Origin of the sequence: Pseudoxanthomonas sp. J31, assembly GCF_000510725.1 — a bacterium.
Lineage (GTDB): Bacteria > Pseudomonadota > Gammaproteobacteria > Xanthomonadales > Xanthomonadaceae > Pseudoxanthomonas.
This window is the reverse complement of record NZ_KI783312.1, coordinates 93,974-105,685: the sequence shown is the minus strand read 5'-3', so window position 1 is coordinate 105,685 and position 11,712 is coordinate 93,974. Positions and strand designations below refer to the sequence as shown.

The following is an 11,712-nucleotide window of genomic DNA, read 5'->3' as shown; positions in this document are numbered from 1 at the left end:
GCGCGGCTCAGCACTCGATGACGTTGACCGCCAGGCCGCCGCGGCTGGTTTCCTTGTACTTGTCCTGCATGTCGCGGCCGGTGTCGCGCATGGTGCGGATCACCTTGTCCAGCGAGACCTTGTGCTGGCCGTCGCCGCGCATGGCCATGCGCACGGCGTTGATCGCCTTCACCGCGCCCATCGCGTTGCGCTCGATGCAGGGGATCTGCACCAGGCCGCCGATCGGGTCGCAGGTCAGGCCGAGGTTGTGCTCCATGCCGATCTCGGCCGCGTTCTCGACCTGGTTGGGGGTGGCCCCCAGCGCCGCGGCCAGGCCGGCGGCGGCCATCGAGCAGGCCACCCCGACCTCGCCCTGGCAGCCGACCTCGGCGCCGGAGATCGAGGCGTTCTCCTTGTAGAGGATGCCGATCGCGGCGGCGGTGAGCAGGAAGTCGAACACGCCCTGCTCGCTGCTGCCGGGGCAGAAGCGGTCGTAGTAGTGCAGCACCGCGGGGATGATCCCGGCCGCGCCGTTGGTGGGCGCGGTGACCACGCGCCCGCCGGCGGCGTTCTCCTCGTTCACCGCCAGCGCGTACAGGTTGACCCAGTCCAGCGTGGTCAGCGGATCGCGCATGGCCGCCTCCGGCTTGGACGACAGTTCGCGGTACAGGCCCGGCGCGCGGCGGGCCACGTGCAGGCCGCCGGGCAGGGTGCCCTCGGCGCGGATGCCGCGAGCCACGCAGGCCTGCATCGCGTTCCAGATCGCGCGCAGGCCGTCGCGGATCTCTTCCTCGCCGCGCCAGGCCAGTTCGTTGGCGAACATCACCCGGGCGATGCTCAGGCCGCTGTCGGCGCAGCGCCGCAGCAGCTCCTCACCGCTGGAGAAGGGGTAGGGCAGGGCGGTGTCGTCCGGCACGATGCGGTCTTCGGCCGCCTCGTCCGGGTTGACCACGAAGCCGCCGCCGACCGAGTAGTAGTCGCGCGTGGCCAGCACCGCGCCATCGGCGTCGTAGGCGGTGAAGCGCATGCCATTGGTGTGGAACGGCAGCTTCTGGCGCTTGTTCATCACCAGGTCGCGCTTCTCGTCGAACGCCACCGCATGGCCGGGCGCCAGGCGCACCTTGCCTTCGCCGCGGATGCGCGCCAGCAGGCCGGGGATGGCGTCCGGGTCGACGGTGTCCGGCTGGTGGCCCTCCAGGCCCAGCAGCAGCGCCTTGTCGGTGCCATGGCCGCGGCCGGTCAGGGCCAGCGAGCCGAACACCTCCGCGCGTATCCGCGCCACCTCGGCCACCCGCCCCGGTTCCACCAGCCAGTGGCCGACGAAGCGCGCGGCGGCGCGCATCGGGCCGACGGTGTGCGAGGAGCTGGGACCGATGCCGATCTTGAACAGGTCGAAGGTGCTGACGGCCATCGCGGCAACCACGGGAACGGGCCGTCATTGTATTGGTTGCCGGAGAAACTGGCATGACGCGCCGCGGGCCAGCGGCTAAGGTAGCCGCCCAACGCAGCCTCACGGGGATCGGGAATGGGCCTGGTGCTCTACCAGCGCGACGACTGCCACCTCTGCGACCAGGCGCTGGCCGTGCTGGCCGCGGCGCGCGCGCCGGAGCCGCAGAGCGTGTTCATCGACGACGACGCCACGCTGGAGGCGCGCTACGGCACGCGCGTGCCGGTGCTGCGCGACGCCGGCGGGCGCGAGCTGGACTGGCCGTTCGACGTGGCCCGCCTGCGCCAGTGGCTGGCCGGCTGAGCGGCCGCGCGCGGGCCGGTCACGGCTGCTTGAACACCACCTTGGTGCTGACGTTGACCGCGTTGGGGATCAGGTCGGTGTCGGCCCAGTCGCCGCCGCCGACGCCGAAGTCCAGGCGCTGGACCACGGCGCGGCCGGTCAGCACCGGCTGCGGGCCCGAGGCATCCCAGCTGAAGGTCAGGGTCACCGGCTTGCTGACGCCGCGCAGTTCCAGGGTGCCATCGGCGGCGTACTGGCCGTCGGCCAGCTTGCGGAAGCCGCTGGCGGTGTAGCGCGCCTGGGCATGGCGGCCGATGTCGAAGAAGTCGGCGGTGCGCAGGGTCGAGTCGCGGTCGGTGTTGCCGGTGGCCGCGCTGGCCAGGTTGATGCTCACCTCCAGCTTGCCCTCGGCCGGCTTGGCCGGGTCGAAGCGCAGGCGGGTGTTGAACTCGTGGAAGCGGCCGGTAAACAGCTCGCCGTCGTAACGGCTGGCGAAGGCCAGGGTCGAGCCCTCGGCCTGGATGTATTCGCTGGCGATGGCCGGTGCGGCGGCCAGCATTCCGGCCAGCAGGGCGGCGACGGCGACAGGGGTGGTCAGCATCGGCTTCACGGGGCGTCCTCGCGCGGGGGTTGCGTGGTCATCCGGCGCGGCAGCATCCGCGCCAGGGTTGCATCATGCCTGACGAAATGGTGGTACAGCGCGGCCCCGGCGTGCACCAGCACCAGCAGGACCAGCAGCCAGAACAGCCACTCGTGCCAGCCGTGGGCGGCATCGGCCAGGGCCCGGTCCGGGGCCACCAGCTTGGGCACCTCGACCTGGCCGAACCAGCGGAACGGGCGCAGCCCGCTGGCCGAGTCGTAGAGCCAGCCGGACAGCGGCATGGCCAGGGCCATGCCATACAGCAGCAGGTGCACCACGCCGGCCAGCCAGGCCTGCCAGCGCGGCGTGCCGGGCACCGGGGCCGGGGCGCCTGCGTACAGGCGCCAGCCGATCCGCACCAGCACCAGGGCCAGCACGGTCAGGCCCAGCGACTTGTGCACGGTGTAGACCCAGAAGTACTTCGGCGAGCGCGGCAGCTCGCCCATCACCAGGCCGACCACGCCGATCAGCAGGATCAGCACGGCGATGGTCCAGTGCAGCAGCTGGCTGATGCCGCCCCAGCGGTCGGTGTTCTTCAGGCTCATGGCTGGACGGGTTCCTCGGGCTCGGGTGGGCGTTCGGGTGGCAGGGGCGACGGCGGCGGGGGCACACCAGCGTCCGCGGGCGGATCGGCTGCGCCTGCCTGGCCCGGCTCCGGCGCGCGGCTGCTGCGCACGGCCTCGGCCTCGATCCGCAGCTCGACCTCGTCGCCAATCATCGTCGGCCAGGCATCCACGCCGAATGCGCTGCGGCTGAGCGTGCCCCGCGCCGAGAACCCGGCGGTGCGCCGGAACGGCGGCATGGGGTGGCGGCGCAGCGCGTTGAAGCTGACCTCCAGCGCCAGCGGCCGGGTCACCCCGCGCAGGGTCAGCTGGCCGTGGACGACGAAGCGGTCGGGCCCCAGCGGCTCGACCCGCTCGGAGACGAAGTGCGCCTCGGGCCAGCGCCCGGCATCGAGCAGGTTGCGCGCCAGGGTGGCGCGGTTCCAGTCCGGGTCGCCCAGGTCCAGGCGCTGCAGCGGCACGCGCACGTCCAGGCGCGCGCTGCTCCAGTCCTCCGGATCGAACTCCAGCGTGCCCTCGCTGCCGGACACCGTGCCCAGCGCCTGCGAGAACCCGGCATGGGACACGGCGAACAGCACCCGGGTATGCACCGGGTCCAGGGCATAGCGCGCCGGCGCCGCCGCGGCGGCCGCGGCCAGCAGCCCGCAGGCCGCGAGCAGGGCGGCGGCGGAGCGGGCGACACGGGCGCGGATGGACGGCATCGGCCGCATTCTAGGTGCAGCGGGCGCGGCGTGGCTTGCGCCTGCCTGCCGCCATTGCGACGATTCGTTCCGGGGGTTGGCCTCGAGGACACCATGCGGCTGTTGTGGCTGTGCCTGTTGCTGGCGCTGTCCGGTGCCTTGCGCGCCGCGGTGCCCGAATTGCCGCGCTTCCGGGTCCTCGGGCCCGGGGACGGGCTGCCGTCGGCCATGGTCCCGGCGATCGCCCGCGACCACGATGGCTACCTGTGGGTCGCCACCTGGGATGGCCTGGCGCGCTACGACGGCGTCGGCTTCCGCGTCTGGCAGCACGATCCGGAGGATCCGGCCTCGTTGCCCGGCAACCTGATCCAGGCCCTGTACGTGGATGGCCGCAACCGCATCTGGGTGGCCAGCGAGGGCGGCGGCGTCAGCGTGATGGACACCAGCCGCAGCGGCTTCCGCCACTACCGCAGCGCGACCCACCCGGAGCTGGAGAGCGACGACGTCTTCACCATCACCGGGCGCGGCGACGAGGTCTGGCTGGGCACGTTCGGCGGCGGCCTGTACCGGATCGACGGCGAGGACCGGCTCAAGCGCATGCGCGCGCGCGATCCGGAGATCGACGCCTCGCTGGACCGTGCGGTCATGGGCATCTCCATGGACCCGCAGGGGGAAACCATCCTGGTGGCCACGCTCAACGGCCTGGCCTACTGCATGAACAAGGCCTCGCGGGTGCGGCGCCTGCCGCTGCCCGGGCCCGAGCCGTTCCCGCCGGTCACCGCGCTGTGGCGCGACGGCCAGGCCACCTGGATCGGTACCCCGCACGGCCTGCACCGGATGCGCGACGACGGCACCTGGGACACCCCGGCATGGGCCGAGGAGTTCCGCGGCCGGCGCGCGGTCAGCGCGATGAGCGGCGATGGCCAGGGCGGCTACTGGGTGGCGACCACCGTCGGGCTGTGGCACGTGCCGCGCGGCGGGCAGCCGGTGGCGGTGGGCCACGGCTTCGACGTGCCCGGGCCTAACAGCGTGATCCAGGCCATGCTGCACGACGTGGACGGCGGCCTGTGGGTGGGCCTGCCGGCCCAGGGCCTGGGCTACCTGCGCGCCGACTGGCGCCGCATCGCGGTGCTGGGGCCGGGGCAGGGTTTCGCCGGCGGCGCCTACCGGGTGGTGGCGTCGGCCGCCGGCGACGGCGTCTGGCTGACCGGCAACGCCGGTACCGGCGGACGCCTGGACACCTCGCGCGCCGAGTTCGCCGAGACCCTCGGCGCCCTCGGCACGGTCAGCCACGCCAGCGTGCGCAGCGCGCTGCAGGACAGCCGCGGCCGGTTGTGGCTGGGGCGCAGCGGCGCCCTGGTGCGGCTGGACGGAAGTGCGTCGCAGCTGTGGACGGCGCAAAGCCCGGTCGACGCGGTGATGGGCCGCGGTCCGCTGGAATGGATCCTCGAGGCGCCCGACGGCACCCTGTGGCTGGCCTTCACCGGCGCCGGCCTGCAGCAACGCAACCCGGAGGGCAAGGTGCTGGCCGAGCTGCGCCCAGGCCGCACCCCGGGTCTGGACAGCGCGGACTTCTCCGCCGTGGCGATCGGCCCGGAAGGCGTGCCGTGGATCGCCGAGGGCGCCTGGATCCTGCGCTGGGAGCCGCGCACCCAGGCCTTCGTGCCGCTGCCGGGGCTGAACCCGCCGGGCGAGGAGGAAACCATCTACGGCTTCGTCCTGGACGGGCCGGACCGGCTGTGGCTGCAGCGCCTGTCCGGGCTGGAGCTGTGGCAGCGCCGGCAGGGGCGCTGGACCCGGCAGGCGCGCCTGGGCGTGGCCGAGGGCATCCCGGCGACCGAGGCCACCGGCATGCGCGTGGACGCGCGCAGGCGGCTGTGGCTGGCCACCCGCCGCGGCCTGTTCCGGGTGGACCCGCCGGCCGGCGGGCAGCCGGCGCGGGTGCGCCCGTTCGGCGTGCGCGAGGGCCTGCCCAGCCAGGAGTTCGTCGAACGCGCGATCGCGATCGACGAGGACGGCGTGCTGGTGGCCTCCACCGGCGACGGCTCGCTGCTGCTGCTGGACACCACCCTGCCGGATCCGCCGCCGGTGTCGCCGCGGCTGGTGGTCGACGCCCTGCGCGTGCGCAGCGGCGAGGGCTGGATGGACCTGCCGCAGTCCGGCGGCTTCACCCTCGGCCCGTACGACCACGACCTGGAAGTGGTGCTGCGCCTGCTGTCCTACGACGACCCCGGCTCGCACCGCTACCGCTCGCGGCTGCTGGGCTACGACAGCGACTGGGTGGAGATGCGTGGCGGCGCGCGCCTGTTCTCGCAGCTGCCGCCGGGCCGCTACCGGCTGCAGCTGCAGGCCTCGCTGGGCCACCACAGCAGCTGGTCGGAAGTGCTGGAGTTCGGGTTCGCGGTGGCGCCGCCGTGGTGGCGCACCAGCTGGGCGCTGCTGGGCGCGCTGTTGCTGGTGCTGCTGGCGATCGTCGGCAGCGCCTGGCTGTACCGGCGCCGGGTGCGTTCACGCAGCCAGTGGCAGCTGGTCATGCACAAGCGCGAGCTGGCCGAGCAGGCGTCGATGGCCAAGAGCCGGTTCCTGGCCACCCTCAGCCACGAGGTGCGCACGCCGATGACCGGCGTGCTGGGCATGAGCGAACTGCTGCTGGAGACGCCGCTGGACGCGCGCCAGCGCAGCTACGTCGAATCCATCCGCCGCGCCGGCGACCACCTGCTGCGGCTGGTCAACGACGCCCTGGACCTGGCCCGGATCGAGGCCGGCAAGCTGCAGCTGGACTCGCAGGACTTCGATCCGCACGCGCTGGCCGCCGAGGTCGGCGGGCTGATGGCGCCGGTGGCCGAGCAGCGCGGCCTGGCCTTCCACCTGCGGGTGGCGCCGGACATGCCGCCGGCGGTGCGTGGCGACCCGGGCCGGGTACGCCAGATCCTGCTCAACCTGCTGGGCAACGCGGTCAAGTTCACCGACCGCGGCGAGGTGGTGCTGGAGCTGGGGCGGATCTCGCCGGAAGGCATCGTGTTCGTGGTCCGCGACACCGGCCCGGGCCTGAGCGAGGAGCAGAAGGCACGCCTGTTCCGGCGCTTCGAGCAGGCCGACGGCGCACGCACCGCCGCGCGCTACGGCGGCAGCGGCCTGGGCCTGGCGATCTGCAAGGAACTGGCGCTGGCCATGGGCGGTCGGATCGACGTCGACAGCGCGCCCGGGCGCGGCACCGCGTTCCGGGTGCAGCTGCCGCTGCCGAACGCGCCGGCGCCGGAGGCCCCGCCACGGCCGGCGCCGGCCCCGGAACGGACCCGGCAGCCGCTGGACCTGCTGCTGGTGGAGGACGACGCCACCGTGGCCGAGGTCATATGCAGCCTGCTGCGCGCGCGCGGGCACCGCGTCGCCCACGCCCCGCATGCCCTGGCGGCGCTGGCGGACGTGGCGGTGGCGCACTTCGACGCGGCCTTCCTGGACCTGGACCTGCCGGGCATGAACGGCATGGCCCTGGCCCGGCAGCTGCGCGCGCAGGGCTTCGCCTCGCCGCTGGTCGCGGTGACCGCGCGTACCGACGAGGAGGCGGAGCAGCTCGCCCGCGCGGCCGGTTTCGACGGCTTCCTGCGCAAGCCGGTGACCGGCGAGATGCTGGCCGCGGCGATCGCCGCGGTGCTGCCGGAACCGGCGGAGGCCTGAGCAATGCGCGGGCGCTGGCCGGCGCGGGGCGTGCTGGCGGCGCTGCTGGCCTGGGCGCCGGGCGCGGCCACCGCGGAAAGCGCACCGCCGCCGCTGCTGGGCGGGCTGATCACCCAGACCCGGGTGCTCTACCCGCTGCAGGTCGGGGAATGGAAGGCGAGCGGGGAAACCCGCTACCCGGACCAGGGGCTGGGGGTTTCGGTGCGCTACGTGTCCGCTGACTCCTGGCTGGACCTGTACGTCTACCCGGCCGGACCGGCCGCCGCCTACCGGCTGGACGAGCTGGCCGCGCACGAGCGTGGGCAGATGCTGCAGGCCGGCCACAGCCTGGGCTCGCCCGCGCACGCCGAAGCGCTGCAGGCGCTCGAACTGCCCGGCGAGGATGGCCGCGGGCGCGAGCCGGCACGGGCGGTAGCGGTGGCATACCCGCGCCAGCGGCTGGGTTCGGTGATGTTGCTGTTCGCCCGCAACCTTTACCTGGTCAAGGCGCGCGCCAGCGCCCCGGCGAGGGTGCCGCCGGAGCAGCTGCTGGAGCGGGTGCGGGAGTTCATGGGCGAGGTGTCGGCGCAGCTGCGCATCCGCAGCACCGGGGCCTGCTGGCTGCCACAGCGGGTGGAGCTGGTCGACGTGCTGCCGGATCCGGAAGCGCCGCCGGTACTGGCCAGCTATCGCGGCGACACAGCCGCGGCGCCGAGCGCGGTGGCGCTGGTCGACGCTGCGCAGGTCCTGCACCAGGAAGCGGCGCGTGCCGGCGAGCTGGCCGCCGCACTGGCCGCGGCCGTGTACCCGGGCTGCGTCGCGCCGGAGGCGATCGAGCCGCAGGTGCCGCCGCACCTGCGCGAGATCCGGATCGAGTACCTGGCGCCGGCCGACCGCCGCGCTGCGCCCAAGGCGCCGTCGTTGGGGCGGCCGCGGCTGCGCAGCCGCGGCACCGGCTGAGGCCGGTCAGCGTGCGCTGTGCGCGTGCACCGCCTCGACCAGGGCCAGCACGTGCTCCGGGTCCATGTCCGGCGACATGCCATGGCCGAGGTTGAACACGTGGCCCTCGCGCGAGCCGCCGTTGCCCTCGGCATAGCTGTCCAGCACGCGCGCGGCCTCGCGGGCGATGACCTCCGGACTGGCGTACAGGGTGGCCGGGTCGAGGTTGCCCTGCAGCGCGACCTGGCCGCCGGTGCGGCGCGCGGCCTCGCCCAGGTCCACGAGCCAGTCCACGCCCACCGCGTCGGTGCCGGTGGCGGCCAGCGCCTCCAGGTATGGCGCGTTGCCCTTGCCGAACAGGATCAGCGGGGTGCGGTCCTCGCCCACGCCGCGCTGCAGCTCGCGCGCGATGCGCTGCAGGTAGGGCAGGGAGAACTGGCGGTACAGCGTCGGCGAGAGCACGCCGCCCCAGGTGTCGAATACCTGCAGCGCCTGCGCGCCGGCGGCGCGCTGCGCGGCCAGGTAGGCGATGACCGCGTCGGTGACCACGCCCAGCAGCTTGTGCAGCAGCTCCGGGCGGTTGAAGGCCATGGCCTTGATCTTCGCGTAGTTGTCGCTGCCGCCGCCCTCGACCATGTAGCAGGCCAGGGTCCAGGGGCTGCCGGAGAAGCCGATCAGCGGCACCGCGCCGGCAAGCTCGCGGCGGATCACGCGCACCGCGTCCATCACGTAGCGCAGTTCGGTCTCCATGTCCGGCACCGCCAGGCGGGCCACGTCGGCCTCGTCGCGCACCGGCCGCTCGAACTTCGGGCCCTCGCCCTCGGCGAAGTACAGGCCCAGGCCCATGGCGTCGGGCACGGTGAGGATGTCCGAGAACAGGATCGCCGCGTCCAGCGGGAAGCGGCGCAGCGGCTGCAGGGTGACCTCGCAGGCCAGTTCCGGGGTCTTGGCCATGGCCAGGAAGCTGCCGGCGGCGGCGCGGGTGGCGCGGTACTCGGGCAGGTAGCGGCCGGCCTGGCGCATCAGCCACACGGGGGTGCGGTCCACGGGCTGCCGGCGCAGGGCGCGCAGCAGGCGGTCGTTGGCGAGGATTTCGGACACTTCGGAACCTTGGTGCGGGAAGGAGGGAGGCGCGCTCAGGCCCGCCGCGGGGCGTCGGCGCCGCTGACGAACATCACCTGGAAGCCGCGCTTGATCTGGGCGTCGCGGGCCTTCTCGAAGGCGGCGATGGCTTCGTCCTGGAGCAGGTACTGCTCGCGCCGCAGTTGCGACTTGCCGCCGATCTGGCCGCTTTCGCGCAGCAGTTCCCAGCCGCCGAACAGGTCCGGCTGCAGGGTCAGCTGCAGGTAACGGGGGGCTTCGCCCGGCGCCGGGCGCTGCTGCAGGAGGATGCGCATGGGACCGGATTGTAGCCGGTGCCGGGCCGGCGTCCGCGCAAGGCCCGGCAGCCGGCCTCAGCCGTCCCGCAGCAGGGCCAGGACCGCGGCCTCGTCCACCTCCGGGACCACCTCGGCGCGGCCGATCCCGCGCCACAGCACCAGGCGCAGGCGCCCGGCCACGTTCTTCTTGTCCAGGCGCATGCGCGCCAGCAGCGCTTCCGGCTCCAGCCCGGCCGGGATCCGGGTCGGCAGGCCCAGCGCCTCCAGCAGCCTTGCCAGGCGCGCGGTGTCCTCGTCCGGAGCCAGGCCCAGCGCCGCCGACATGCGCGCGGCCAGCACCATGCCGACCGCGACCGCCTCGCCGTGCACCAGCGCCGCGCTGCCGCCGCCGGAATAGCCCTGCTCGGCCTCGATCGCATGGCCGAAGGTGTGGCCCAGGTTGAGCAGGGCGCGCTCGCCCTTCTCCAGCGGATCGCGCTCGACGATCGCCGCCTTGTGCTCGCAGCTGCGGGCGATGGCCTCGGCCAGGGCATGGTCGTCGCCGGCCAGCAGGGCGTCGCGCTGCGCTTCCAGCCACTGGAAGAACAGCGGGTCGCCGAGGGCGCCGTACTTGACCACCTCGGCCAGCCCGGCACGCAGCTCGCGCGGCGGCAGGGTGCGCAGGGCGGCGGTGTCGGCCACCACCGCGCGCGGCGGATGGAAGGCGCCGACCAGGTTCTTGCCCTGCGGGATGTCGACCGCGGTCTTGCCGCCGACCGAGGAGTCGACCATCGACAGCAAGGTGGTCGGCAGCTGCACGCAGTCCACGCCGCGCATCCAGCAGGCCGCGGCGAAGCCGGCCAGGTCGCCGACCACGCCGCCGCCAAGTGCGAACACCGCCGCGTCGCGGGTCGCGCCCAGCGCGGCCAGTGCGTCGAACACGCCGGCGAGCGTGGCGAGGGTCTTGTGCGATTCGCCGGCCGGGATCACGTGGGTGGCGATCGCCAGCTCCGGGCGCGCGGCGCGCAGCGCCGCTTCCACGCCGGCCGCGTACAGCGGCGCGACCTGGCTGTCGCTGACCAGCAGCACGTGGCGGCCGCGCGCGTGCGTGGCCAGCGCCGTGCCGTCCTGCAGCAGGCCCGGGCCGATGCTGATCGCGTAGGGATGGCTGCCGCCGACCTGGACCGTGCGCGCGGCGCTCATGCGGCGACCCCGCTGATGGTCCACGACTCGGCCAGGCGCAGCGCCAGGCGGGTGGCGGCCTCGACCGCGGTGAGGCCGTCGGTGTCCATCACCAGGTCGGCGACTTCGCGGTACAGCGGCTCGCGCGCGGCCGCCAGCCCGCGCAGCACCTGCTCGCGGTCGCCGCGCTGCAGCAGCGGCCGGCTGCGATCGCGCGCCAGCCGCTTGAGCTGCGATTCCACGCCCGCGCACAGGTAGACCACGAAGCCGCGCTCGCGCATCAGCTGGCGGTTGCCGGCGGCGAGCACCGCGCCGCCGCCGGTGGCCACCAGCAGCCCGTTGCCGGCCAGCAGCTCGGCCAGCACCGCGCTTTCGCGCTCGCGGAAGCCGGCTTCGCCGACGTGGTCGAAGATCGCGCTGATGCTGGCGCCGGTGCGCTGTTCCAGGTAGCTGTCGGCGTCGACGAACTGCAGGCCGAAGCGGTCCGCCAGGCGGCGGCCGATCGACGACTTGCCGGCGCCCATCGGGCCGACGAGCACGAGGTTGGGGGCTGGATTCATGGCGACCGATGCTAGCAAAGGCGCTCGGTCACGGCTGAAACGAAGGCGCGCGGCTAGTCCGGGTAGCCGGCCAGTGCCTGCAGTTCCATTGCGATCATCAGGTGCAGTTCGTCCAGGGTGGTATCGAGGCTTTCGCCGTGGCCTGCCAGGTGCTGTGCCAGCAGCGCCGCCAGCAAGTGCCCCATCGTTTCAGGGTCGCGTTTCCAGGCGATCGCGACCGCTTCCGGAAGCAGGCTTTCCCAGTCGTGCACGGGGGGCACGCCTGGCGGGGCCGGCACGGAGTGGGGGCGAGGCCGCGACGCGAGCAGTGCAAGGGCCGAGTCCGTGTCCATGGCGGGAGGATGACTGGGAACTGCGTCGTCGTTCCATGCGAATCCTCGCAAAGGATGTTTGCGCGGCGCGAAGGCGGGGGCGGGGAAGCATTCGTC

Annotated in this window: 12 protein-coding genes; 3 read left to right on the top strand and 9 right to left on the bottom strand. The window is 73.8% G+C overall.

Going from position 1 to position 11,712, the window contains the following annotated elements; all coding sequences use genetic code 11:
• Positions 1-7 precede the first annotated feature (7 nt).
• Complete coding sequence (locus PSEJ31_RS0114665; protein ID WP_019399836.1) at positions 8-1,390, bottom strand: L-serine ammonia-lyase; 1,383 nt, start codon at positions 1,388-1,390, stop codon at positions 8-10.
• Between the two features lie 114 nt (positions 1,391-1,504).
• Between PSEJ31_RS0114665 and PSEJ31_RS0114660 the strand changes: the two genes are divergently transcribed.
• On the top strand, positions 1,505-1,729 hold the full coding sequence (locus tag PSEJ31_RS0114660; protein WP_019399837.1) for a glutaredoxin family protein: 225 nt from the start codon (positions 1,505-1,507) through the stop codon (positions 1,727-1,729).
• Positions 1,730-1,748: 19 nt separating this feature from the next.
• Here the strand turns inward: PSEJ31_RS0114660 and PSEJ31_RS0114655 are convergent, their stop codons facing one another.
• Genes PSEJ31_RS0114655 through PSEJ31_RS16215 form a run of 3 tightly spaced genes read right to left on the bottom strand, consistent with a single transcriptional unit; the run spans position 1,749 to position 3,612 of the window.
• Positions 1,749-2,309: a YceI family protein gene (locus tag PSEJ31_RS0114655; RefSeq protein WP_037035379.1), complete on the bottom strand. Its 561-nt coding sequence runs from the start codon at positions 2,307-2,309 to the stop codon at positions 1,749-1,751.
• A gap of 5 nt (positions 2,310-2,314) precedes the next feature.
• Positions 2,315-2,893 (bottom strand): cytochrome b, encoded by a 579-nt coding sequence (locus PSEJ31_RS0114650; protein ID WP_028915883.1) that lies wholly within the window; start codon positions 2,891-2,893, stop codon positions 2,315-2,317.
• Positions 2,890-3,612: a YceI family protein gene (locus PSEJ31_RS16215; RefSeq protein ID WP_051403776.1), complete on the bottom strand. Its 723-nt coding sequence runs from the start codon at positions 3,610-3,612 to the stop codon at positions 2,890-2,892. Before PSEJ31_RS16215 ends, PSEJ31_RS0114650 begins: the two co-directional genes overlap by 4 nt.
• 93 nt (positions 3,613-3,705) lie before the next feature.
• On the opposite strand from PSEJ31_RS16215, the gene PSEJ31_RS0114640 reads away from it, so the two are divergent.
• Together PSEJ31_RS0114640 and PSEJ31_RS0114635 are read left to right on the top strand one after the other, a co-directional pair.
• Positions 3,706-7,266 (top strand): hybrid sensor histidine kinase/response regulator, encoded by a 3,561-nt coding sequence (locus PSEJ31_RS0114640; protein ID WP_028915882.1) that lies wholly within the window; start codon positions 3,706-3,708, stop codon positions 7,264-7,266.
• A 3-nt stretch (positions 7,267-7,269) separates the two neighbouring features.
• Complete coding sequence (locus tag PSEJ31_RS0114635) at positions 7,270-8,205, top strand: hypothetical protein (protein ID WP_125076071.1); 936 nt, start codon at positions 7,270-7,272, stop codon at positions 8,203-8,205.
• Between the two features lie 6 nt (positions 8,206-8,211).
• Here PSEJ31_RS0114635 and hemE read toward each other — a convergent pair whose 3' ends face one another.
• The 5 genes from hemE to PSEJ31_RS17060 are packed head-to-tail and all read right to left on the bottom strand — an operon-like array spanning position 8,212 to position 11,535.
• Positions 8,212-9,276 carry a uroporphyrinogen decarboxylase gene (gene hemE, locus PSEJ31_RS0114630; protein ID WP_028915880.1) on the bottom strand — a complete coding sequence of 355 codons (1,065 nt, stop codon included), beginning with the start codon at positions 9,274-9,276 and terminating at the stop codon, positions 8,212-8,214.
• Positions 9,277-9,320: 44 nt separating this feature from the next.
• Entirely contained in the window at positions 9,321-9,581 is a 261-nt protein-coding gene (locus PSEJ31_RS0114625) for a WGR domain-containing protein (protein WP_019399844.1), read from the bottom strand.
• Between the two features lie 57 nt (positions 9,582-9,638).
• Entirely contained in the window at positions 9,639-10,745 is a 1,107-nt protein-coding gene (aroB, locus tag PSEJ31_RS0114620; RefSeq protein WP_028915879.1) for a 3-dehydroquinate synthase, read from the bottom strand.
• Entirely contained in the window at positions 10,742-11,284 is a 543-nt protein-coding gene (locus PSEJ31_RS0114615) for a shikimate kinase (RefSeq protein ID WP_028915878.1), read from the bottom strand. The genes aroB and PSEJ31_RS0114615 overlap by 4 nt, the downstream gene beginning before the upstream one ends.
• 53 nt (positions 11,285-11,337) lie before the next feature.
• Positions 11,338-11,535, bottom strand: coding sequence for a hypothetical protein (locus tag PSEJ31_RS17060; protein ID WP_125165057.1), 198 nt, complete (start codon positions 11,533-11,535; stop codon positions 11,338-11,340).
• Positions 11,536-11,712: the final 177 nt, after the last annotated feature.

What these genes read in the sequence shown, in the direction of transcription:
- PSEJ31_RS0114665 (WP_019399836.1), bottom strand. Translation starts at nt 1,390, where the DNA reads ATGGCCGTCAGCACCTTCGACCTGTTCAAGATCGGCATCGGTCCCAGC.
- PSEJ31_RS0114660 (WP_019399837.1), top strand. Translation starts at nt 1,505, where the DNA reads ATGGGCCTGGTGCTCTACCAGCGCGACGACTGCCACCTCTGCGACCAG.
- PSEJ31_RS0114655 (WP_037035379.1), bottom strand. Translation starts at nt 2,309, where the DNA reads ATGCTGACCACCCCTGTCGCCGTCGCCGCCCTGCTGGCCGGAATGCTG.
- PSEJ31_RS0114650 (WP_028915883.1), bottom strand. Translation starts at nt 2,893, where the DNA reads ATGAGCCTGAAGAACACCGACCGCTGGGGCGGCATCAGCCAGCTGCTG.
- PSEJ31_RS16215 (WP_051403776.1), bottom strand. Translation starts at nt 3,612, where the DNA reads ATGCCGTCCATCCGCGCCCGTGTCGCCCGCTCCGCCGCCGCCCTGCTC.
- PSEJ31_RS0114640 (WP_028915882.1), top strand. Translation starts at nt 3,706, where the DNA reads ATGCGGCTGTTGTGGCTGTGCCTGTTGCTGGCGCTGTCCGGTGCCTTG.
- PSEJ31_RS0114635 (WP_125076071.1), top strand. Translation starts at nt 7,270, where the DNA reads ATGCGCGGGCGCTGGCCGGCGCGGGGCGTGCTGGCGGCGCTGCTGGCC.
- PSEJ31_RS0114625 (WP_019399844.1), bottom strand. Translation starts at nt 9,581, where the DNA reads ATGCGCATCCTCCTGCAGCAGCGCCCGGCGCCGGGCGAAGCCCCCCGT.
- aroB (WP_028915879.1), bottom strand. Translation starts at nt 10,745, where the DNA reads ATGAGCGCCGCGCGCACGGTCCAGGTCGGCGGCAGCCATCCCTACGCG.
- PSEJ31_RS0114615 (WP_028915878.1), bottom strand. Translation starts at nt 11,284, where the DNA reads ATGAATCCAGCCCCCAACCTCGTGCTCGTCGGCCCGATGGGCGCCGGC.